The organism is Candidatus Nanopelagicales bacterium (assembly GCA_041393815.1).
Classification (GTDB): domain Bacteria; phylum Actinomycetota; class Actinomycetes; order S36-B12; family JAWKJK01; genus JAWKJK01.
Genome location: JAWKJK010000005.1, coordinates 132,699 through 153,906 on the forward strand (window position 1 = coordinate 132,699; position 21,208 = coordinate 153,906).

Sequence of the window (21,208 nt, forward strand, 5' to 3'; positions counted from 1 at the left end):
CCGCGCAGTCCGGTGAGCGCCGGTGCTGCCGCGAGCGCGAGCGCGGCGCACAGGATCAGCATGCGGCGCATCGGGCTCCTCACGGTGGTGGGCGGACCACCGTTGTCCCGCATCCCGGGTGCAGGTCGCCATTGGCCGATGGTCGTACTACCCCGGATGTCACACCGGACGCGGCGTGTCCCACACTGCGCACGTGCCCAGTCCCGAGGTGCCGGCCGACGGCATCGACGACCCCGCTCTCGGCTACCCCGAGGCGCCGCCGGCCCCGCGCACGGTGTGGGGCCGGCTGCGGCCGCTCGTCCGCCCGGCCGTCATCGTGGCCGTCTCGGTCGCCGTCGGCTGGATCATCGTCCAGTTCGTCGGCGCCATCGACTGGGGTGCGGTCGCCTCCGCGCTCGGCCGCATCAATCCGGTCCAGTTCGTCGTGCTGCTCGCGCTGCTCGGCGTGCGGCAGACGTTCAACGCCGTCCCCCTGACGCGGTTCGTCCCGGGCCTGACCCTGGGCCGGTCCGTCCAGAACGACCTGTCCGCCAACGTCGTGGGCACCTTCGCCCCGCCGCCGGGGGACGTGGTGATCCGGGTCGCCCAGTTCCGCTCCTGGGGTGTCAACCCGGTCGACGGCATGGCAGGGGTGACCCTGAACATGCTGGCCTTCTACAGCATCCGGTTCCTCGCGCCGACCGTCGGCGTGCTGGTGCTGGCGGTGCAGGAGGTGGACCGCGGCCAGGTCGTGGCCGCGGCCGGGTCGGCGCTGATCGCCGTCGCGGTCCTGGTCGGGCTGTGGCTGGTCGCGCGCGGCGACGCGCTCGCGGCGCTGCTCGGCCGCACCGCCGCGGTCGTCGTACGCCGCTTCAAGCCCACGGTCGACCCGCAGTCGTGGTCGGCGGCGGTCGTCGACTTCCGCGGGCGGATGGCCGACACGCTGCGCTCCGGCCTGCTCCCGTCGCTGGGGGCGCTGCTGCTGATGGTCCTGACGGACGGCGCGATCCTGCTGGCCGCTCTGCGGTTCGTCGGCGTCGGCCCCGACCTGCTGTCCGCCGTGGACGTGCTCGGCGCCTTCCTCATCGCCTACCCGCTGACGATCATGCCGCTGGCCGGCTTTGGCATCCTCGACGCCGCCCTGCTCGCGACCTTCGTGGAGATCGCCGGCCTGCAGTACGAGCCGGAGATCGTCGCCGGCCTCGGGGTCTGGCGGATCATCACGATCGGCGGACCGCTCGCCCTCGGCGGTGCCACAGTGCTGCTGTGGCGACGGCGCAACCCGGGCCGATCCCTCACCCACGCCGATGCCGACCCGGGCCCGGCCGACGTCGGCCCGACCCCCGCGGAGCAGGAGGAGTGACCATGGCGACCGAGGTGCTGCTGACCGGGCTGGGATTCGGCGAGGGGCCCCGGTGGCACCACGGCCGACTGTGGTTCAGCGACTTCTACCGGCACGGCGTCTACGCCGTGGACGAGTCCGGGAACGAGGAGCTCGTCGTCGAGGTCCCCACCCAGCCGTCCGGCCTGGGCTGGCTGCCCGACGGCTCCCTGCTGGTCGTGAGCATGCTCGACCGGAAGGTCCTGCGCCGTGACGCCGAGGGCACCGTCACCGAGTACGCCGACCTGTCCGGCCTGGCCGACTTCCACTGCAACGACATGCTCGTTGACGACGCCGGCCGCGCGTATGTCGGCAACTTCGGGTACGACCTGCATGCCGACATGCTGGCCCGCGAGATCCCGGTGATCCTCGCCGACGAGAGTGCCGGGCTGACCCGGATCGCCCGGGTCGACCCGGACCGGTCGGTGCACGTCGCCGCCGAGAACGTGCGCTTCCCCAACGGGATGGTGCTGCTCGACGACGGCCGCACCCTCGTCGTCGCCGAGACGCTGCGGCTGCAGCTGACCGCGTACGACGTCGCCGCCGACGGCTCGCTGTCGAACCCGCGGGTGTGGGCGAGCACCGCCGCGCAGGGGGTCGCGCCCGACGGCATCTGCACCGACGGGGAGGTCGTCTGGGTCGCCTCCGCGCTGGCGCCGGCCGTCGTCGGCTACCGCCAGGGCGGTGAGGTCGCGGGCACCGTGGAGACCCGGCAGATCGCCTACGCCTGCGCCCTCGGCGGGGCGGACGGGCGGACCATGTTCGTCATGACCGCGCCGTCGAGCCATCCGGCCGAGGTGGCCGATGCGCGGTCGGCGACAGTCGAGGTCGCCCGGCTCTGACGAGGTGCCGACCCGCCCCAGGGGTGGCAGCGTTCTCCCATTCGCTATCGATCGACGGACGGAGCACCCGTGAACCGCGGACTGATCAACGCCCTGGGTGACAAGGACCGGCTGCTCGTCGCGGAGACCGAGCCGGCCGCGTTGAAGCAGCTGGACGAGGACGAGCTGGTCGACCTGCACCTGCGGGTGCGACGGGTCCGGGACAAGTACGTGTCGGTCTACCGACGGGAGGCGTCGGCGAGGGTCCCGCAGTACGGCGCACGCGGTGCCTCGCGGCCCAAGAACCGGCGCAACGCGGACCGGGTCGAGGTGTTCGAGGACGCGTTGGCGCGGGTGAGCACCCGGCTGGCGGCGGTCGCGCGCCGAAGCGCGTCGGAGTTGCGCGCGGAGCGCATCGCGGCGGCCCGCGCGGACCGAGAGGCCAGCGCGGCGGCAGCCTCGGCGTCCACCCGCGGGTCGTCGACGAAGGGGTCCCCGCGGGCTCGGGCCTCGAAGCCGGCTCCCAACCGCAAGGTGGGTGACCGGTCGCTGGTGTCCCCGCGATCGGTGGCGAAGGGGGCCGACGTGCGGGCGACGGGGGCGCGCCGGCAGGCCAAGCGCGACGCCCGCTGAGGGCTCCGTCAGACCAGCGGCCAGGTCGGTCCGGCGCTACTCGAACCGGGTCGGGTCGCCGCTGCCGCGCCGGACGACGACGGGCTCGTCCCCGGACCAGTCCACGACCGTCGTCGGCAGCGACCCGCACTCCCCCGAGTCGAGGACCGCATCGACGTCGTGGTCCAGCCGCTCCTTGACCGCCCACCCGTCGGTGAGCGGGTCGTCCTCCCCCGGCAGCAGCAGCGTGCTCGACACCAGCGGCTCCCCCAGCTCGGCGAGCAGGGCCTGCGCCGCCGGGTGGTCGGGGATGCGTACGCCGACGGTGTGCTTGCGCGGGTGCAGCAGCCGACGCGGTACCTCGCGGGTGCCGGGCAGGATGAACGTGTAGCCGCCCGGCGTGCACGACTTCACCGCCCGGAACGCCGACGTGCTGATCCGCACCAGCGGGCCTAGTTGGGCCAGGTCGCTGCACACCAGGGTGAAGTGGTGCCGCTCGTCCAGGCCGCGGATGCGCCGGATGCGTTGCAGCGCATCGGCGTTGCCGACCCGGCACCCCAGCGCGAAGCCCGAGTCTGTCGGGTACACGACCAGGCCGCCCGAGCGCACCAGGTCGGCCACGGCCCGGATCGCCCGCGGCTGCGGGTCCACCGGGTGCACCTCGACGTAGCGGGCCACGGTCGGCCAGCGTAGGCGTACGGCGTCAGGTCTCGGCCAGCCCGGCGGTCCAGCGGGGGTCGTCGGGCTCGACCGGGCGGCCGAACAGGAACCCCTGCGCCTGATCGCAGCCGAGCGAGCGCAGCATCTCGGCCTGGCGCTCGGTCTCGACGCCCTCGGCGACCGTCGTGAGTCCGAGGTCGCCGGCGACGCCGAGGACAGCGGTCACCAGGGCCGTCGCCCCGCGGTCCTCGCCGAGCTGGCTGATGAAGGAGCGATCCACCTTGACCACGTCGACCGGGTACTGGACGAGCCAGGTCAGGCTGGAGTAGCCGGTGCCGAAGTCGTCCAGGGCGATGGCCATGCCCGCGTCGTGCAGCCGGGCCAGGTGGGAGGTCGTGGTGTCGGCCCGCTCGAGCAGGGCGGTCTCGGTGACCTCGACGCACACCCACGCCGGGTCGACCTCGGCCAGGGACGCCTGCTCCAGCAGGTAGTCGGGGAAGCCGGGGCGATGCAGCTGCACGGGGGACACGTTCACCGAGACGGTCAGGGCCACGCCCCGGTGCCGCCATCGGCGCAGGTCGTCGAACGCCGTCCGCAGCACCCACGCGCCGAGCGGGGCGATCAGCCCGGACGCCTCCGCCCGCGGGATGAAGCTGCCGGGCAGTTCCAACGTCCCGTCCGGCGCGCGCATCCGGACCAGGGCCTCCGCACCGACGGTGCGCCCGTCGGCCAGCAGCACGATCGGCTGGTAGCGCAGCACCAGCCCGTCGTGGTCCAGGGCGTCACGCAGCCGCTCCTGGGTGCGCTGCGCCTCGGCGACGACCGCATCCAGGGACTGGTCGTACACGGCGACCTGGTTGCGGCCGGCCTCCTTGGCCCGGTACATCGCCAAGTCGGCGCGCCGCAGCAGGTCGTCGGCGGAGTCGTTGGCCCCGCTCGTCGTGGCCACCCCGATGCTCACCGTGGGGGCGAAGACGTGGTCGCCGTACGTCCAGGGCTCGTCCAGCCGCTCCCGCAGCCGCAGCGCGACCAGCACGGCCTCGGTGGCGTCGGTGAGGTCCTCGCACAGGACGACGAACTCGTCCCCGCCGAGCCGGGCCACCGAGTCGCCGGGGCGGACCGCACCGGCGAGCCGGCGGGCCGCCTCGACCAGCATGCGGTCCCCGACCGGGTGCCCGAGGGTGTCGTTCACCAGCTTGAAGTGGTCGAGGTCGCAGAACAGCACGCCCACCAGGCCTCGGCGCCGGGACAGGCGGCCGAGCGCGGCGGCGAGCCGCTCGTGCAGGGCGAACCGGTTGGGCAGGCCGGTCACCGGGTCGGACAGCGCCTGCGTGGCCAGCGCCTCCTCGGCCGCGACCCGCGCGGTCACGTCCTCCATCTGGATGACGACCTCCTGGCTGCCGTCCTCGGCCCGCTCCCCGATCGGCCCCGCGCTGGCCAGCACGGACACCGCCCGCCCGTCCGCGGTCGTCAGCCGGATCAACCGTCGCGGCCGTGGGTGCGGTGACCGCAGCGGCGCGGTCACGCCGATGGCGAGCAGCTCCCGGACATCGTCGGCGCCCGCGTCGTCCACCATGCCGCGCAGTCGGGCCGAGTCCGCCCCGGTCAGGTCAACCCCGATCAGGCGGGTGAGTGCATCGTTGGCGGCGAGGGCGCGGGTGTTCCCCGGATCCGCCACCCGCAGGTGCAGGGTCGGCGTCGGGGAGTACGCGAACATCGCCTCGAGGCGCTCGCGCGCGTGGGTGATGTCGGTGACATCGGTGGAGATGCCGCCGACGCCCCACGCCCTGCCGTCCGCGTCGCGCAGGGGGAAGGTGGTGGTCTGGAAGGCCCGCGGCTCGGCCCGGCGGGGCTTCACCCGCTCGTCCACGGTGTGCGGCTCGCCGGAGCGCATCACCCGCAGGTCGTCCGCGCGGAGTGCCTCGGCGACGGCCGGGGGGAAGAGGGCGGCGTCGGTGAGCGGGACCGTCGCGTCCTCAGCGTCCGTCGTCTCGCGCCAGGCCTTGTTGACGAGGACGTACCGACCGGACTGACCGTCGTCGTCGTAGGCCTTGGCGAAGACGGGCGACGCTGCCGCGTCCACCACCTCCTGCAGCAACTGGCCGGAGCGCTCGGCCTCGCGGGCATACTCCTCCAGGTCCCGGGTACGTCGACGGGAGACGGCGGCGAGGGCCACGGCGAGGATCGTGAAGGCCGCCATGGCGCCCAGCCGGACCCAGTAGTCGGCGATGCCCAGCCGTTCGGTGACGTACCCGGCGAGCAGCGCCAGGGCCAGCGCCACGGAGCCCGTCACGGCGATGGCCCTCGGAGTCAGGAAGAACGCGGCGAAGAGCAGGACGGGGAACGCCGCCGGGAAGAGCACGGTGTCGCGCAGCGTGACATCGAGCGCGAAAGTGCCCGCGATGGCGGCGACCACCAGCGGCCACAGCCACGCGGGCTGACGTCGTTCGGCCGCACGCCGACCGGGCTGACGCCGCCCTGTCGGCGCACCCATGCACCCACTGTCACCAGCGGGTGGGCGGGAAGCAACCGGGCGGGGTGCGCGCCGCAGGTCACGTACGCACCTACTCGAGGACGACCGGTCCTCCGGTGCCCGTCGGCGCGGGCACGAATCGCACGTCGGCGTCGGTGAGCGCCAGCATCGACCAGGCCCGGCCGTCGTCGGCGCGGAGCAGGTACGCCGGCAGCAGCAGCAGGGTGCCGTCCGGCTGCCAGTACTGGGTCAGGTCCAGCCGCGCGGCGGTGATGGTCGCCTGCTCGACCGGTACCTCGACCGCGGGACGTCCGTCGGTGCCCGCAGCGGGGGCGGCACCGGCACCGTGCCCGGTGGCGTCGGTCCCGGAGCCTTCGGCGGACGAGACCGCGGTGTCGGCACCGGCACCCGCGCCGGCGTCGGCCGCCGCGAGCGGGCGGGGCTGGTCCTCGGGGTACACCGGGGTGGGACCCAGGACCGACCAGCGCGGGTCCAGCGAGCGCAGCACCGCGGTGCGTGCGCCGACGACGGGGTAGCCCGGCACCTCGACCGGGACGGCCAGCCAGCCGGAGGCGGAGTACGGTTGCGGTGCGGAGCCGAACTCCATCGACCACACCATCCCGCTCTCGCGTCCGGCGACCGTCGGCATCGCGGTCACCGAGGTGGTGCTCCCGTCCGTCGTCGACCGCCAGACCGCGGCGTCGACGTCCAGGCCGAGGTCGGCGAAGGTCCGTCGGGCGATCCGTTCCGCGTCCTCGGCCCCGAGGGCGGGCGCGGTCGTGGACGGGCACGCGGCGTCCGGGGCGGCGGGCTCCGAGCCGGCCCCGGACCCGGTCGCGGAGTCGGCACTGGAGTCGGTGCCGGGTTCGGTGCCGGGTTCGGTGCCGGGCTCGACCGGCGGCTCGGCGACGGGCTCGGGGCAGTACCACGGCGACCCCTGCGGGTCGCTGAACCACCACGACGCCAGCCCGTCGGTGCCGACCCAGACGTTCGGCTCGCTGCCGTCGACGGATCCGACGACCCAGGAGCCGTCCTGCGCGACCGGGTCGCCGGACACCCCGAACGCGGCCGCCAGCCGTGCCGCGGCCTGCCGCGGGTCCACCCCGGAGGTGTCGTACCGCCATCCGGACGCGACTCCGGCGTCGTCGGACAGGCCGGCGGCGGGCTCGAGCAGGACCCGGCCGCCGTACCAGGGCATCGACATCCGCGCGTCCTCCGCGCCGCCGGTCGTGGTCGCGACGTCGGTCCCCGCCCCGGTCTGCGGCGGCGCGGCCTGGGCGCCGACCGGTGATCCGGGGCCGGAGTTCAGTGCGGGGATCGGGTATCCGGCGGCGGCCACGGGAGCGTCGTCCGCGGTGGCCCTGCCGAGCGCGACGCCGGCGACCCCGACGCCGGCGAGCAGCGCGACCGAGGCCGCGACGGCGAGCAGCCGCCGGCCGGTCCCCGCACGCCGATGACGTGCTTCGGTCAGGTCCGCCACCGGCGCGTCCTCGCGGTCCCCGCCGGGCTCCGCGCCGGGGCCGCTCGCGACCGGCGCGATCGCGACCGGGGCAGTGCCGAGCGCCTCGTCGAGCACCCGGGTCCGTACGGCGGTCAGGTCCGGCTCCGGCTGCCCGGCCATCGGGTCGGCGGCTTCGAGGCGCTCCCAGGCGGCGTCCGGGTCGGAGCCGCCGGCCTCGGAGGTGCCGGCGTTCGAGGTCCCCATGTCCGCGGTCGAGGGGTCCGGGCTGGCGGGGTCCGGGCTGGCGGGGTCCGGGCTGGCGGGGTCCGGGCTGGCGGGGTCCGGGCTGCCTGGTTCGGGGGTCACCGCGTCCGGGGTGGTGGGGTCCGGGAGACGGGGGTCGAGCGGGTCGGACATGGTGTACCTCCGGGGTGCTCGCGCGGCCCGCGGCCGCTGCGCCTACCCGTTCTGTGTCGCGACCGCCCCCGGGCTTGCGCCACCGCCTGCCACCGGGGGCGCCGAGAGCTCGGGCGCGACCGCGGCGGACTCCGCCCACGCGGCCACCAGTCGCGCCCGGGCGCGGGACAGCGCTGCCGCGGCTCCCCCGACGGACAGCCCCAGGGCGGCGGCCAGGCCCCGCCCGTCGAGGCCCTCCCACGCGGCCAGCCGGAGCACCTCCCGGTCGCGGCCGCCGAGGGTGCCCCAGGCGTGGGCCAGGGCCAGGTCGTCGATCACCCGGTCCGCGACGTCGACGTCCGGATCGGGCTCGGGTACCTCGGCCACCGGCACCGCGCCGGCCCGCCGGCGGTGGTTGGCCAGCAGGTGCCATGCGGTGCGGTACAGCCACGGCAGCTCGGCCTCGGTCGGCACCTCGTCCAGCCGCCGCCACGCCACCACGAAGACGTCCGCCACCAGGTCCTCGGTGTCGTCGCCGGCGTGCCGACGGGCCAGGTAGCGGTGCACGGGGACGGCGTACGCGTCGAAGAGGCGCTCGAACCGCGCCCGCGCGTCGTCGCCCCGGCCGGTGTCGACCGGGTCGCTCACCACCGTCGCGTCGTCGGGCATCCGCACCTCCCTCCCCGTGATGTGCTCGGACGCCCGGATCTTGCACGTGGATCCCCCCGGCCCGGGGATTGGCCTGATGTGGATCTTCCGCGGAAGATCCACTTTCCCGGCGGGGCTCTCCGCGGAAGATCATCTTCGCCACGGGAGAGCGGCTTCGGGTGCCCGTAGAGCGACGTCGCCGACGAGAACGATCTTCCGCGGAAGATCGTTCTCGTGGTGGGAGTCCGCCGCCGTGGCCGTCGCCTGTCTCCGCGGATGCCTGACGGACGGATGACCCGCACGCTCGCGCGGTTGCCCGTTCGCCGCACCCGTGCCTACCGTGGATGCGGAGGACCGATCCCCACCAGGGGAGGTGAGGTCATGTCGCACAGCACCGCACAACGGATGACGGAGTCCGTCGGCTACTGGGTCCGCCGGGTCCTGCTCACCTTCTTCGGACCTGCTCGGCTCGATGCCGACCACGACCCGATCGAGCAGCTCAAGCGCGAGCACCGGGACTTCCACCGGGACGACTGACGCCAGGAGTCGCCAGGATCGCGACCGCGACCGGCCCGGTGGTGGTCCGGCTGCTAGGGGTCTGCTCGTCCGCGCCCGCGCGACCGCGGAGAAGTGGATCTTCCGCGGAAGATCGTTTAGCGGTCCGGGCCGCTCGCCGCACGGGCAGGCGAGCCGGGCAGGGTGAGGGTGAACGTCGCGCCGGTACCCGGCCCGTCGCTGGACGCGACCAGCGAGCCGCCGTGGTCGACCACGATGGCGCGGGCGATGGTGAGGCCCAGCCCGGTCCCGGACCCGTCGGCGTGCGTGCGTGCGGCGTCCACCCGGTGGAAGCGCTGGAACACCGCGTCCAGCTGGTCGACGGGAATGCCGTCGCCCCGGTCGGTCACGGTGACCCGGGCCGACCCGTCGCCGGCGGTCCCGACCTCGGCCAGCACCTCCTCCCCGGGTCCGCTGTGCCGCAGCGCGTTGTCCAGCAGGTTGCCCACGGCCTGCTGGATCCGCTGCACGTCGATCCGGACCCGCGGCGCCGGGGACACCGCGAGCCGCAGCGGTACGCCGGCCGCCGCGTACCGCGGCTGCGCCGCGGCCAGGCAGTCGCGGACGACGTCGGCGAGGTCCGCGGACACCGGGTGCAAGCGCAGCGCCCCCTCCTCGGCGTACGCGGTCTGGCGCAGGTCGTCGGCCAGCCGGCGCAGGCGGTCCACCTCGCCGCGCATGGTGGCGTACGCCGCATCGTCGGCGGGGACGACGCCGTCCTCCAGGCCGTCGACGTACGCCTCGAGGGTGGCCAGCGGGGTCCGGAGCTCGTGCGCGAGGTCCGACAGCAGCCCGGCGCGGGTGCGCTCGGTCTCCGCCAGCCGGCCGGCCATGTGCGCGAAGGAGTCCGACAGCCGGTGCAGCTCGCTGCTGAAGGCGGCGTCGGGTACGTCCACCGCGTAGTTGCCGGCCGCGACCGACTCGGCCGCGTCCGCGAGCTCCTCCACCGGCTGGGAGACCCGCCGCACCAGCAGCCACGACACCAGCCCGGCCCCGATCAGCGCGACCAGCGTGCCGACGGCGATCGCGATGGCGAAGGAGGACACGAACGCCTCCTCCGCGTGCAGCTGCACCTCCGGGGAGTCCTCCCCCGTGCGCGCCAGGTGCTCGTGGAAGAGCGAGGGGGCGACCAGCAGCGCGGTCACGACCAGCGTGACCGCACCGACCGCGATCACCAGCACCTGCGCCGCCATCAGCCGGGTAGCGAGACGGGCGCGCGGGCGGCGCTCGGACCCGTCCGTCCGCGCGGTCGCGGTCACGCTGGAACCACCATCCCGTAGCCCACGCCGCGGATCGTGCGGATGTAGCGGGGCACGTCCGCGTCGTCGCCGAGCTTGCGGCGCAGGTGGCCGATGTGGACGTCCACGACGTGCTCGTCGCCGAACCACTGTCCGCCCCACACCGCCTCGATCAGCTGCTGCCGGCTGAGGGCCGCGCGGGGCCGGGACACCATCGCGGCCAGCAGGTCGAACTCGGTGCGGGTCAGCTCGACCGGGCGCCCGTCGACGGAGACGGTCCGCGCCTCCACGTCGACGACCAGGTCGCCGAGCCGGGTGCCGGCGTCTCCGGCGGTGCCGGCGGAAGACCGCGTGGTCCGCGGCCTGCGCAGCAGGGCGTGCACCCGCGCGACCAGCTCGCGCGGCGAGAACGGCTTCACCAGGTAGTCGTCCGCGCCGACGGAGAGCCCGACGACCTTGTCCACCTCGTCGTCGCGGGCGGTGAGCATGAGCACGTACGCGTCGGTGAAGCGGCGCAGCTGGCGGCACACCTCGAACCCGTCGAACCCGGGCAGCATCAGGTCCAGCACCACGAGGTCCGGCTCGGTGTCCCGCGCGGCGGCGACGGCCGACGGACCGTCGTGGACGGCGCTGACGGCGAACCCCTCACGGCGGAGGTAGCCCGCCACGACCTCGGTGAGGGGCACCTCGTCGTCGACGACGAGCACGTGAGCCGCGGCCGGTACCACGGGATTCACGGGACCGGCCGGGTCCGCCGCGGTCATGCGTTCATCGCGTCCCGCCCGCGGCCACCCGCCGGCGACCCGCCGCGCTCGTCGAGCAGCGCCCGCATCCGGGCGTACTCCTCCGCGTCGATCTCGCCGCTGGCGAAGCGGCGGTCCAGGATCGCCCGGGGGCTCTCCACGGGTGCCGAGGTCCGGTCGGTCCGGGTCAGGTGCACCACGCCCCAGACCGCCAGCGCCACCACGGCGACCCAGAACAGCAGCATGACCAGCATCATCAGCCACCCGTTCCAGCCGGCTCCGACGGAGTACCAGTGCATCGATTCCTCCTCCGGTCGAGCGGGCGTCGGGCGGTGTGCCGTCGGCCCGCGCTCCCCACGCTGGACCGGGTTCATGGAGGTCGCGCCGACGGTTCCCTGAAGTCTTGCCGAAGCCGGCCGTGGTGGCCCAGCCGTCTTCACCGAACCTTCATGGTTCCTGGTCCGTCCGGCACCGGGTGGTCGCGCAGGCTGCTGGCATGGCACTCCTGCCGACGCCGACGACCCTGCTGAGCCGGCGTCGCCTGCTGGCCCTGACCGGCGCGGTGGCGGCGGGTACGGGGGTCGCGGCCTGTGGCCTGCGCTCGGGGTCCGACGGGGTGGCCGGGACAGGCGTGGGCCGGGACGCGGTGCGTGCGGCGGAGGCGGCCCGCCCGAGCAGCGGCACCGTGCGGGCACTGTCCCTGCGGGCCCGCCCCGTCGAGGTGGACCTTGGCGGCCGGGTGGTGCCGACGTGGGCCTATGGCGACACCGTCCCCGGGGCGCCGCTGCGCTGCACCGCCGGCGACCGCGTCCGGGTGAACTTCGCCAACGACCTGCCGGTCGCCACCAGCGTGCACTGGCACGGCCTGGCCATCCGCAACGACATGGACGGCGTTCCCGGCGTGACCACGCCGGAGACGCCCGCCGGGGGCACGTTCGACTTCGACTTCGTCGTCCCCGATCCCGGCACCCACTGGCTGCACCCGCACCACGGCCTGCAGCTCGACCGTGGTCTGTACGCGCCGTTCGTGGTGGACGACCCGGCCGAGCCCGGGGCGTACGACGCGGAGTGGCTGGTCGTCCTCGACGACTGGACCGACGGCGTGGGCCCCTCCCCCGAGCAGATCCTGGCCGACCTGCGCGCCGGGTCCGGGGGCGGCATGGGGATGGGCGGCATGGGCATGGACGGCATGGGAGGTATGGCCGGGTCCGGGTCGGAGGGCATGCACGGCGGCGGGATGCACGGCGGTGCCGGTGACGTGGACTACCCGCTGTACCTGGTCAACGGCCGGGTTCCGGCGGACCCCGACGTGCTGAGCGCCCGCCCCGGCGACCGGGTGCGGCTGCGGGTGGTCAACGCCTCCGCCGACACGGTGTTCGTGGTTGCGCTAGACCGGCACCGGCTGACGGTCACCCACTCCGACGGATACCCGGTCGCGCCGCAGGCCGCCGATGCCGTGGTGGTCGGGATGGGTGAGCGGTACGACGCCGTGGTGACGCTGTCCGACGGGGCGTTCGTGCTGGCCGCCGAACCGGTGGGCAAGTTCGGCTCGGCCCGCGCGCTCGTACGGACGGGGTCGGGCGCGGTGCCGCCGGAGTCCTACCGTCCCGCGGAGCTCGACGGGGATGTGCTCAGCGCCGACCGGCTCCGTGCGGCCGACGGTGCGGCCCTGGAGCCGAGAGAACCGGACAGCGTCCAGGACGTGGTGCTCTCCGGCGGCATGCGCGACTACGTGTGGACCATCAACGGTCGTACGTACGCCGAAACCGTCCCGCTGACTGTCGAGTCAGGACAGGCGGCGCGGCTGCGGATCCGCAACATGTCGATGATGCCGCACCCGCTGCACGTGCACGGGCACACGTTCCAGCTCGGGCCGGCCGGCGGGCGGGGTCCGCGCAAGGACACGGTCCTCGTACCCGCGATGGGCGGCATCGACGTCGACCTCGTCGCCGACAACCCTGGCCGGTGGATGGTGCACTGCCACAACGGATATCACGTCGAGGTGGGGATGATGACCCGCCTCGACTACGTCGCCTGAGCGGTCAGGCGACGCACGAGAGGGAGGACATGGTGCTCGTACAGGCGCGTCGGAGGCTCACCGGTGTCGCTGCTGTGGCGGTCGCTGCCGCGCTGCTGCTGTCCGGCTGCGCGTCGGGCGACCACGGTGCGTCGACGGCGGAGACTGCGACGTTCGAGCCCGGCCGGGCCGGTGACGTCGCGTTCGCGCAGCTGATGATCCCGCACCACGAGCAGGCGGTGGAGATGGCGGAGCTCGCGCTGGCCGCGGACGCCGACGCCTCGGGCGACGTGCGCGCGCTGGCGACGGCAATCCAGGCCGCGCAGGACCCCGAGATCGCGCTGATGACCCAGTGGCTGACGCAGTGGGGCGAGCCGGTGGCGATGCCCGGCTCCGACGAGTCCGGCGTGCCGGACGACCACTCCGGTCACGACATGGGTGGCATGAGCATGGCCGGGATGATGTCCGCGGAGGACATGGGCGAGCTCGGCGAAGCCACCGGCACCGACTTCGACCGGATGTGGCTCGCGATGATGATCGCCCACCACGAGGGCGCGGTGGACATGGCCGAGCAGGTGCTCACCACGACCGAGGACCCGGCGGTGCGCACCCTGGCGGAGGAGATTGTGGCGGCGCAGCAGGCCGAGATCGCCACGATGCGGGGGCTGCTCGGCGGAGAGACCACGAGTGACGCCACCGAGGGCGCCGGCGCCGGGGGCGCGTCCGGCGACGGGGGTCCGGCGGCCGGTGCCCAGGGCCCGCCCGTCGCCGCGGGCGACGACTGGGGCCACGTGCACAACCTGGCCTGGGACGGCGGCGCGCTGCTGCTGGGGACGCACGACGGGCTCTGGCGGCAGGAGCCGGGGCAGGCGGCGACGCTGGTCAGCGAGCAGCCGTTCGACGTGATGGGTCTGGCGCGGAACGGCTCCCGCTGGCTGGCGTCGGGGCACCCCGGTCCCGGCCAGGACCTGCCAGCGGACCTCGGGCTGCGGGCGTCCACCGACGGCGGTCGGACGTGGGCAGCGGTGTCGCTGGAGGGCGACGTCGACTTCCACCGACTCGTCGCCGTCGGCGACGTCGTCCTGGGGGTGTCCGCCCACGACAACGTGCTGCTGCGCTCGGAGGACGGGGGTGCGAGCTGGGCCGACCTCGGCGCGATCGGGGTCTTCGACCTTGCGGTGGACCCCGCGGACCCGTCCGTGGTCGTGGCGACCACGCAGGACGGGCCGCGGCGCAGCACCGACGGGGGCTGGACGTGGGAGCCGATCAGTGGGGCCCCGCTGATCGCCTTCGTCGCCTGGTCCGGGGACACGCTCACCGGTGTGGATCCCGAGGGCGGCGTGCTGAGGTCCACCGACTCCGGCCGCACCTGGTCCCCCGTCGGGGAGGTCGGCGGGCAGCCGGGGGCGCTCGCGGTGGATGTCGACACGGTGGCGGTACTGGTCGGCGACACGGTGGTCACCTCGACCGACGGGGGCGTGACGTTCGCCCCCCGGATCACCGGGATCGGCGGCTGAGCCCGCCGTCCGGTCCCGGATCCGCCGAGGTCGATCTTCCGCGGAAGATCGACCTCTGGTCGGCTCCGCGCAGCAGGTCGTCCACGGTCAGCGGCTCGTCCTCCAGCAGACGCAGCACGGGTGATCGCTGAGGCTGGAGCAGGGTCGCCAGCCGGTCGCGCCACTGCCGCGCCGACCGCCGGATCCGGTCGGCGCGGGGCGAGCGCGCAGCAGCCATGCCACCCACCCTGCTGCCGCCCGGTGAGGCCGGGCCGACGCCCGGGTGCCGCGCGGGTGAACTCGCGGTGACGCGTGCCGGACCGCCGGGGTAGGTCGCGGCCGCCCTGGAGAGTCGCGGTCCGCCAGCGCTGGCAGGCCGTGTCGACGACCGTGCGGAGGCCGCGCCGTGGCAGTGGGACAGTCCGATGGGGGGTCCAGTCGCGAGGGCGGGGCCGTTCCGGCGCGGCGTGCTGCGTCCGTGTCCACAAGTGGGGTCGGGGTCAGCGGCCCATCGCGGCGCAGCCGCCGGTGATGACCCGCCACATCCGCGGCTGCACCTCAGGCGGGACCACGACGGTCGCGGGGGCAACGGCGCCGTCGACGTCGACGAGGACGTCGAGCTCGTAGGTCTTCTTGCTCTCGCCCAGCGAGTGCCCGTCGCACCGGCCGGCCGTGCGCAGGTCGACGGGCAGGACCAGTTCCGCGGTCCCGGCGTCCAGCGTCTCGGGCAGCGTGGCGCCGTCGGCGGGTGCCCAGTCGATGAGCACGCTTCCGTCCAGGCCTGTCACTCGCACCGGGCCGTCCGCGTTCCGCCGCGTGACGACAAGGTCGGTGCGCAGCACGGGGATGCCCTCCACCTCGCGCTCCTCGTACGCATCCGCCAGACGCACGTCGACCGCGTACGCCAGCGCCTGCGCCCGGCACGAGCGCGCGACCAGCCGGCCGGTGGTGTCCTCGGACCCGGACAGGAGCACGTCGGCGGTCGCGGTGGCACCGGACGGGTCGCGGGTCGTGACGACCGCGACCGGAGGGCCGTCCGGAGGGGGCGGGGACGGCAGCGGCGGATCGCCGCACGCGGCGGGCACCAGGGGCAGGGCGAGGTCCGCCGGCACCCCGGCCGCCAGCGGGTAGTCCGGCGTCACGGGCCCGGCCGTCGACGCGAACCCGGGCCAGCGGACCTCCAGCCCCTTCACGGTGACCGGGTCCTCGGACACCAGCCGGACCCGCATCACGCCGGCCGCCTCGTCGTTGCGGTTCTGCACCAGGGTCCCGCTGAGTGCCGCCGGCGGCGCCGTCGTGGCCGCCCCGCCGCTGGTCCGGTCCGGGGCGGGGACCGTGCACGCCGCGGCCGTCAGGGCCGCGACGGCGGCCGCGGCCACGAGCGCGCCGCGACGGCCGTAGCGCCCGCTGCGTCCCCGCCCGCTGCCGGCCACGGGTGCAGTGTCGGCCACGCGCGCAGTCCCGATCACGCGTCCAGTCCCGGCCACGGGTGCAGTCTCCCCGCCCCTGGCCTCGGACGTCACCCGCCCGGCCGTCGCTGGCAGGACACCCCTGGGGCGCCTCCCTAGCCTGGAGAGGTGATCAGGGACGTGGGTTCCCTGCCCACGCCGGCCGACCGCGCCGGGGCGTTCCCGGCGGGTGGGGGTCGTGCGTCCGGGATCGACCTCGACGAGCCGGGCACCGCCTCGCGGGTGCTGGTCGTCACCGTCGCGATCAGCACCGCCGTGATCGTGGTCGTGGGCGTCCTGACGCTGCTGCGCAGCTCGGTGCAGTGGCCGACGCTGCCGGGCTTCACCTGGGCCTACGTGATGGCGTTCCTGTTCGCGGACGCCATCACCGCCGTGCTGCTGCTGAGGTTCGAGCGGGTGCAGCGGTCCCGGTCGCTGGCGGTGCTGGCCGCCGCGTACGTCTTCTCCGCCCTGGTGTCCGTCTCGTTCTTCCTGGCCTTCCCGGGCAGCGTCACCGACGGCGTCCTCCTCGGCGGCGCGCAGTCGGCGATCTGGCAGTACTACCTGTGGCGCACCGGCTTCGCCCTGCTGGTGACCGCATCGTCGCTCCTGCTGGCGGTCGACGTGCGCCGAGCTCGGGCGGCCCGGTGGTGGCCGTGGGCCGCACCGCTCGCCGGGGGCGTGCTGGCCGGCGGCGTCGCGCTGGTCGCCCTCGGGCTGCCGGAGTCGCTGCCCGTGCTGATCAGGCCGGGCCAGCCGGAGCCGCTCACCACCGGCTTCTACCTGGTGTCCCTGGCCAGCCTCGCCGCGTGCCTGGCGGCGCTGGCCTCGACGCTGTGGGCGGCGCGGCACGGGTCCCGGTTGCGGGTCTGGCTGGTCCTCGTCAGCGTGCTCATCACCGCGGACGTCGCCATCCAGATGGCTGCCGGGGACCGCTACACCGTGGGCTGGTACGTCCCCCGGATCCTCGGCATCGCGGCGAACGCGGTCCTGCTGGTCCTGCTCGTGGCCGAGGTGGCGCGGCAGTCGCGCACGTTGGCGGACTCGTTGGACCGGCAGGACGAGATGTGGGAGCTCGTGCAGGCCGCCCCCGACGGCTTCCTCGTGGTGGACGCCGCGGGGCGCATCACCTGGGCCAACGGCAGGGCGGAGGAGCTGTTCGGGTTCCCCGGCGGGCTCACCGGTCACGCGGTCGAGGAGCTCGTCCCCGAGCAGAGACGCAGGGACCACCGAGCCCACCGGGAGGCGTTCCAGTCCGCAGCGCACCGGGGCGAGACACGGGCCATGAGCCCGCGCGAGGTCGTGGCCCGCCGGGGGGACGGGACCCGCTTCCCCGTCCGGATCGGCCTCACGACCGTCGTGACGCGGTCCGGCCCGGTGACCGCCGTCAACGCCCAGGAGCCGGTCCCCGCGGCCGTGGACGACCCGCAGGGGGCGCGGGAGCGCGCCCGGCTGGAGGAGGTCGTCGACAGCGCCGGGATCGGGTACCTCACCTTCGGACCCGACCTGAGGATCCTCGCCGCCAACCGGGCCCTCGCCGAGATGACCGGGTACGGGCACGACGAGCTGCTGGGGCTGCCGGTGCTCGCCCTGCAGGGCGACGACCGCGACACCCGCACGAGCGAGTCCCTGCGCCAGATCCTGGACGGGTCGCAGCCCCGGCTCGCCCTGCGGGTGGCCTGCCGTCGCAAGGACGGGGACCTGTTGTGGGTGGACGCGACGGCGCACGCCCTGACCGACGCCCACGGACACGTGGCAGGGGTCTCGGTCAGCCTCGTGGACGTGACCGTGGAGGTCGCCGCCGAGGCCACCGAGCACGCGTCGATCGGGGTCGCGGTCACCGACCTCGACGGGACGGTGGTGCACCTCAACGAGGCGCTGTCGGAGATGCTCGGCCGGTCCCGGGTCGACCTCGTCGGCCGGGTCTTCGCGGACCTGCTCGACCCCGACGACCGCCCGGTCGAGGCCCTGCAGCGCGCCCAGCTGGTCGAGGGCGTGGTGCCCGCCGTCGCCCTGGAGTGCCAGATCGCGGTCCCGGGCCGGGGGCGGATCTGGGTGAACGTCCACCGCGGGCTGATGCGCGACGGCGAGTCGGTGACCGGGCTCAGTCTGCAGGTGATCGACGTGACGGCCCAGAAGGACGCCGAGGCCGCCGTCCGCGAGGTGATGGCGGACCTGGACTACCGGTCCCGCCACGACGTGCTCACCGGGCTGCTCAACCGCGGCGCGTTCCACGCGCGGCTCGAGGAACTGGTCGCGGACTGCCCGCCGGGCCTGCTGGTGGGGGTCCTGTTCGCCGACGTCGACGCGTTCAAGCAGATCAACGACGCTGTCTCCCACAGTCAGGGCGACGCGGTACTCCAGCAGGTGGCGCACGTCCTGCGCCGCTGCGTACGGACCACCGACGTGGTGGCCCGCCTGGGCGGCGACGAATTCGCGGTGGCGCTGCCCGGGCTGCACGACGTCGCCGCCGCGGGCGCGGTGGCGGACAAGATCGTCCGCGCGGTGGCGGCCTCGTCGATGGGCGGGTCCGACCGACCGCTCCCGGTCACGCTCAGCATCGGGGTCACCGTCTCGCACGGGGACCGCGGTGCGGACGAGCTGCTCCAGGAGGCGGACGTCGCGATGTACCGGGCCAAGCAGGAGGGGCGCAATCGCTGGCAGCTGTTCAGCCGGGCGATGCGTACCGACCTGGTCCGCCGGCTGGAGCTGGCGCAGCGGATGCGGGAGGGGATCGAGGCCGGGGAGTTCCGGGCGTGGTACCAGCCGGTCGTCGACCTCGCGTCGGGCGACGTGGTCGGGTACGAGGCCCTGGCCCGCTGGCTCCCGCGCACCGGGGAGCCCGTGCCCGCGGAGGCGGAGACGTTCATCGACGTGGCGGAGGAGACCGGCCTGGTCGTCCCCCTGGGCCGGGCGGTGATCCGCGATGCGCTGAGGACGCTGACGGCGCTGCCGGGTCCGCTCACGATGGCGGTGAACGTCTCCCCCACCCAGCTGCTGGCGGAGGACTTCGTGCCGGAGTTCCTGGCCGACGTCGAGGCCAGCGGCGCGGACCCGTCCCGGCTGGTCGTCGAGATCACCGAGCAGGCCCTGCTGCGCGCCGGCGCGCTCACCCGCGACACGCTCGCCGAACTGGTGGGGTGGGGGATCGGCCTGCACGTCGACGACTTCGGCACCGGCTTCTCGTCGCTGTCCCACCTGCGCGACCACCCGGTGACCGGCATCAAGCTCGACCGCTCGTTCACCGCGCTGCAGACCACCCCGCACGACCGGGTCGCCGAGCTGGCCGCGGGGATCGCGGGCCTGGCCCGCCGGCTCGGCCTGGCCCGCGTCGCCGAAGGGGTGGAGACGGAGGCCCAGCGACGGATGCTGGTCGACCTCGGCTGGTCACAGGCGCAGGGCTACCTGTTCGGCGCCGCCGCCGCCGAGCCGGCGCGGGTGGCGCCGGTGCAGGCGATCCCCGACGTGTCCTGAGGCCCCCCGGGGCGATGACACCCCCGGACGTGAACCCCCGGCGAGCGGCCGGCTGAGGTCAGCCCGGCTCCGGGGCCGCGGCGCCGTCGTCCGGCGTGGCCAGCTCGACCCGGTCCCGGCCGTCCTCCTTGGCCCGGTAGAGCGCATCGTCGGCGCGGGCGAACGCCCGGGCGAACGCCTGCGGGTCCCTCGCCTCCGCGGCGGTGACGACGGCGACGCCAGCGCTGGCGGTGACCCGGTCGCCGGGGGCGAGCCCGCGCACGTCCAGCGCCCGGATCGACGTACGGATCCGCTCCGCGGCGTAGCGGCCCTGCTCGGCGCCGGCATCGACCACGACCGCGACCAGCTCCTCGCCGCCGATCCGCGCGACGATGTCCTGCTGGCGCACCGCGCGACGCAGCGCACCCGCGGTCCGCCGCAGCACCTCGTCGCCCGCGTCGTGCCCGAAGGTGTCGTTGACGTCCTTGAACCGGTCCAGGTCGAGCAGGACCAGCGCGTAGCGGCCGGTCGGCAGCGATCGCTCCAGCCCGCGTCGGTTCAGCAGGCCGGTCAGCGGGTCGACCCGGGACTCCTCCTCGAGCCGGGCGATGGCGGCCTCGTCGGCGCGCTCGTCGAGGAACCGGTCCAGGGCGATCCGCATGCTGGGGGCCAGGTCGCGCAGCGTCTCCACCAGGCTCGGGTCGAGCTCGGTGGGCTCGGACAGCCACAAGCCGGCGAGCGCGACCGGGTCGCCGGCCAGCTCCATCAGCAGGCTCGACGGCGACGGCCCCGGGGGCGCCGGGACGTGCACGCCGGCGAACCCGGAGGAGGCGTCCAGCCGTACCCACCCCTCGTCGGGCAGGTCGACGAACACCGCGAGACCGTCGACGGGCAGCACCGCCGCCAGCAGGGCCCGCACCGCGGTGAACATGGTGGGCGCGGACACCCCGCCGAGCAGAACCTCGCTGACCTGCCGTCGCACCTCGGAGACCCGCAGCAGCCAGGCCAGGTCCAGGTCCTCCTCGGCGAACCGGAAGACCCCGCACTCCAGCCGCTCCAGCCGGGCGAACGTCGGCTCCACCAGCGGCTCGGGCAGCACGTGCCCGTGCTGCGGGGCGATCATCGTGATCCGTGGGAAGCGGCGCCGGATCCGGTGCAGGCCGGCCGCCAGCAGCTCCCGGCTGGGCATGTAGTGCTCGTGGAACGGCCGGATCGCCTCGAACGCCTCGTCCGCATCGTGCATGACCAGACGCGTCGGGTCGGGGACGAAGCCGCCGAACAGGTCCGCCGAGAACAGCACCCCGGTCTGCTCCTCGTACGACACCAGGGCGCCGGGGAAGTGCAGGTACGGCGTGAGCTGGAACTGCAGCCGGCGGCCGTCGTCCAGCGGTATCTGCCAGTCGTGCTGCTCCACCTTGAGGATCGGCAGCGACGAGCCGTAGTGCACCAGCAGCGCCGCCGCCCGCCACTCGCTCACGACCGTCACGTCCGGGTGGGTGAGGACCTCGTCGAGCAGGGGCAGAGCGGCGACCACGTCGGGGTCCGCGTGGTGGCACACGACCCAGCGGATCGCCTCCAGCGGGACGACCTCGCGCACCTTGCGCAGCGTCTCGTCGATGGTCAGCGGCGAGCCTGGGTCGACCAGGGCGCTGTGGTTGCCGGCCTCGACCAGGTAGGCGTGGCTCTGGAAGTCGTCGTCCTCCAGCACGCTGCCGACCCACCAGATCCGCGGGGCGATCTCGACCGCATGGTCGAGGTCGGGCCGGTCGAGGTGGGGTCGGCCGTTCGCGGGGGCGGTCATGGTCGGGGCCGTCGCTGTCGCCGGTGCGGTCGCCGTGTCGTGGCCG

At 74.7% G+C, this 21,208-nt stretch carries 17 protein-coding genes; 7 read left to right on the top strand and 10 right to left on the bottom strand.

What is annotated here, in order from left to right; translation table 11 throughout:
• Positions 1-193: 193 nt before the first annotated feature.
• The 3 genes from R2737_14635 to R2737_14645 all read left to right on the top strand — a co-directional run bounded on the left by R2737_14635 (position 194) and on the right by R2737_14645 (position 2,814).
• Positions 194-1,342 (top strand): hypothetical protein, encoded by a 1,149-nt coding sequence (locus tag R2737_14635; protein MEZ5117494.1) that lies wholly within the window; start codon positions 194-196, stop codon positions 1,340-1,342.
• Positions 1,343-1,344: 2 nt separating this feature from the next.
• On the top strand, positions 1,345-2,202 hold the full coding sequence (locus tag R2737_14640) for an SMP-30/gluconolactonase/LRE family protein (protein ID MEZ5117495.1): 858 nt from the start codon (positions 1,345-1,347) through the stop codon (positions 2,200-2,202).
• A 69-nt stretch (positions 2,203-2,271) separates the two neighbouring features.
• Entirely contained in the window at positions 2,272-2,814 is a 543-nt protein-coding gene (locus R2737_14645; protein ID MEZ5117496.1) for a hypothetical protein, read from the top strand.
• 36 nt (positions 2,815-2,850) lie between these two features.
• On the opposite strand, the gene R2737_14650 is transcribed toward R2737_14645, so the two are convergent.
• From R2737_14650 to R2737_14665, 4 genes are all read right to left on the bottom strand, one after another.
• Entirely contained in the window at positions 2,851-3,471 is a 621-nt protein-coding gene (locus tag R2737_14650) for an L-threonylcarbamoyladenylate synthase (GenBank protein MEZ5117497.1), read from the bottom strand.
• A 25-nt stretch (positions 3,472-3,496) separates the two neighbouring features.
• Complete coding sequence (locus tag R2737_14655) at positions 3,497-5,947, bottom strand: EAL domain-containing protein (GenBank protein MEZ5117498.1); 2,451 nt, start codon at positions 5,945-5,947, stop codon at positions 3,497-3,499.
• A 70-nt stretch (positions 5,948-6,017) separates the two neighbouring features.
• On the bottom strand, positions 6,018-7,784 hold the full coding sequence (locus tag R2737_14660; protein MEZ5117499.1) for a hypothetical protein: 1,767 nt from the start codon (positions 7,782-7,784) through the stop codon (positions 6,018-6,020).
• A 42-nt stretch (positions 7,785-7,826) separates the two neighbouring features.
• Positions 7,827-8,432 carry a sigma-70 family RNA polymerase sigma factor gene (locus tag R2737_14665; GenBank protein ID MEZ5117500.1) on the bottom strand — a complete coding sequence of 202 codons (606 nt, stop codon included), beginning with the start codon at positions 8,430-8,432 and terminating at the stop codon, positions 7,827-7,829.
• A 360-nt stretch (positions 8,433-8,792) separates the two neighbouring features.
• On the opposite strand from R2737_14665, the gene R2737_14670 reads away from it, so the two are divergent.
• On the top strand, positions 8,793-8,948 hold the full coding sequence (locus tag R2737_14670; protein ID MEZ5117501.1) for a hypothetical protein: 156 nt from the start codon (positions 8,793-8,795) through the stop codon (positions 8,946-8,948).
• A 116-nt stretch (positions 8,949-9,064) separates the two neighbouring features.
• On the opposite strand, the gene R2737_14675 is transcribed toward R2737_14670, so the two are convergent.
• Genes R2737_14675 through R2737_14685 form a run of 3 tightly spaced genes read right to left on the bottom strand, consistent with a single transcriptional unit; the run spans position 9,065 to position 11,246 of the window.
• On the bottom strand, positions 9,065-10,225 hold the full coding sequence (locus R2737_14675) for a HAMP domain-containing sensor histidine kinase (GenBank protein MEZ5117502.1): 1,161 nt from the start codon (positions 10,223-10,225) through the stop codon (positions 9,065-9,067).
• Entirely contained in the window at positions 10,222-10,932 is a 711-nt protein-coding gene (locus R2737_14680; protein ID MEZ5117503.1) for a response regulator transcription factor, read from the bottom strand. The genes R2737_14675 and R2737_14680 overlap by 4 nt, the downstream gene beginning before the upstream one ends.
• 32 nt (positions 10,933-10,964) lie before the next feature.
• Positions 10,965-11,246: an SHOCT domain-containing protein gene (locus tag R2737_14685; GenBank protein ID MEZ5117504.1), complete on the bottom strand. Its 282-nt coding sequence runs from the start codon at positions 11,244-11,246 to the stop codon at positions 10,965-10,967.
• A 197-nt stretch (positions 11,247-11,443) separates the two neighbouring features.
• Between R2737_14685 and R2737_14690 the strand changes: the two genes are divergently transcribed.
• Together R2737_14690 and R2737_14695 are read left to right on the top strand one after the other, a co-directional pair.
• Positions 11,444-12,985: a multicopper oxidase family protein gene (locus R2737_14690; protein MEZ5117505.1), complete on the top strand. Its 1,542-nt coding sequence runs from the start codon at positions 11,444-11,446 to the stop codon at positions 12,983-12,985.
• Positions 12,986-13,014: 29 nt separating this feature from the next.
• The gene (locus R2737_14695) at positions 13,015-14,481 is read left to right on the top strand and encodes a DUF305 domain-containing protein (GenBank protein ID MEZ5117506.1); all 1,467 of its coding nucleotides are present in this window, start codon (positions 13,015-13,017) and stop codon (positions 14,479-14,481) included.
• Here the strand turns inward: R2737_14695 and R2737_14700 are convergent.
• Both R2737_14700 and R2737_14705 read right to left on the bottom strand, forming a co-directional pair.
• Positions 14,462-14,698, bottom strand: coding sequence for a hypothetical protein (locus R2737_14700; GenBank protein ID MEZ5117507.1), 237 nt, complete (start codon positions 14,696-14,698; stop codon positions 14,462-14,464). The genes R2737_14695 and R2737_14700 overlap by 20 nt on opposite strands.
• Positions 14,699-14,960: 262 nt before the next feature.
• The gene (locus R2737_14705) at positions 14,961-15,893 is read right to left on the bottom strand and encodes a hypothetical protein (protein ID MEZ5117508.1); all 933 of its coding nucleotides are present in this window, start codon (positions 15,891-15,893) and stop codon (positions 14,961-14,963) included.
• Positions 15,894-16,037: 144 nt separating this feature from the next.
• Here R2737_14705 and R2737_14710 point away from each other — a divergent pair, with 144 nt between their 5' ends.
• Complete coding sequence (locus R2737_14710; protein MEZ5117509.1) at positions 16,038-19,382, top strand: EAL domain-containing protein; 3,345 nt, start codon at positions 16,038-16,040, stop codon at positions 19,380-19,382.
• A 58-nt stretch (positions 19,383-19,440) separates the two neighbouring features.
• On the opposite strand, the gene R2737_14715 is transcribed toward R2737_14710, so the two are convergent.
• Entirely contained in the window at positions 19,441-21,162 is a 1,722-nt protein-coding gene (locus tag R2737_14715) for a diguanylate cyclase (GenBank protein MEZ5117510.1), read from the bottom strand.
• Between the last annotated feature and the right edge of the window lie 46 nt (positions 21,163-21,208).

What these genes read in the sequence shown, in the direction of transcription:
- R2737_14640 (MEZ5117495.1), top strand. Translation starts at nt 1,345, where the DNA reads ATGGCGACCGAGGTGCTGCTGACCGGGCTGGGATTCGGCGAGGGGCCC.
- R2737_14655 (MEZ5117498.1), bottom strand. Translation starts at nt 5,947, where the DNA reads ATGGGTGCGCCGACAGGGCGGCGTCAGCCCGGTCGGCGTGCGGCCGAA.
- R2737_14660 (MEZ5117499.1), bottom strand. Translation starts at nt 7,784, where the DNA reads ATGTCCGACCCGCTCGACCCCCGTCTCCCGGACCCCACCACCCCGGAC.
- R2737_14665 (MEZ5117500.1), bottom strand. Translation starts at nt 8,432, where the DNA reads ATGCCCGACGACGCGACGGTGGTGAGCGACCCGGTCGACACCGGCCGG.
- R2737_14670 (MEZ5117501.1), top strand. Translation starts at nt 8,793, where the DNA reads ATGTCGCACAGCACCGCACAACGGATGACGGAGTCCGTCGGCTACTGG.
- R2737_14685 (MEZ5117504.1), bottom strand. Translation starts at nt 11,246, where the DNA reads ATGCACTGGTACTCCGTCGGAGCCGGCTGGAACGGGTGGCTGATGATG.
- R2737_14690 (MEZ5117505.1), top strand. Translation starts at nt 11,444, where the DNA reads ATGGCACTCCTGCCGACGCCGACGACCCTGCTGAGCCGGCGTCGCCTG.
- R2737_14695 (MEZ5117506.1), top strand. Translation starts at nt 13,015, where the DNA reads ATGGTGCTCGTACAGGCGCGTCGGAGGCTCACCGGTGTCGCTGCTGTG.
- R2737_14700 (MEZ5117507.1), bottom strand. Translation starts at nt 14,698, where the DNA reads ATGGCTGCTGCGCGCTCGCCCCGCGCCGACCGGATCCGGCGGTCGGCG.
- R2737_14715 (MEZ5117510.1), bottom strand. Translation starts at nt 21,162, where the DNA reads ATGACCGCCCCCGCGAACGGCCGACCCCACCTCGACCGGCCCGACCTC.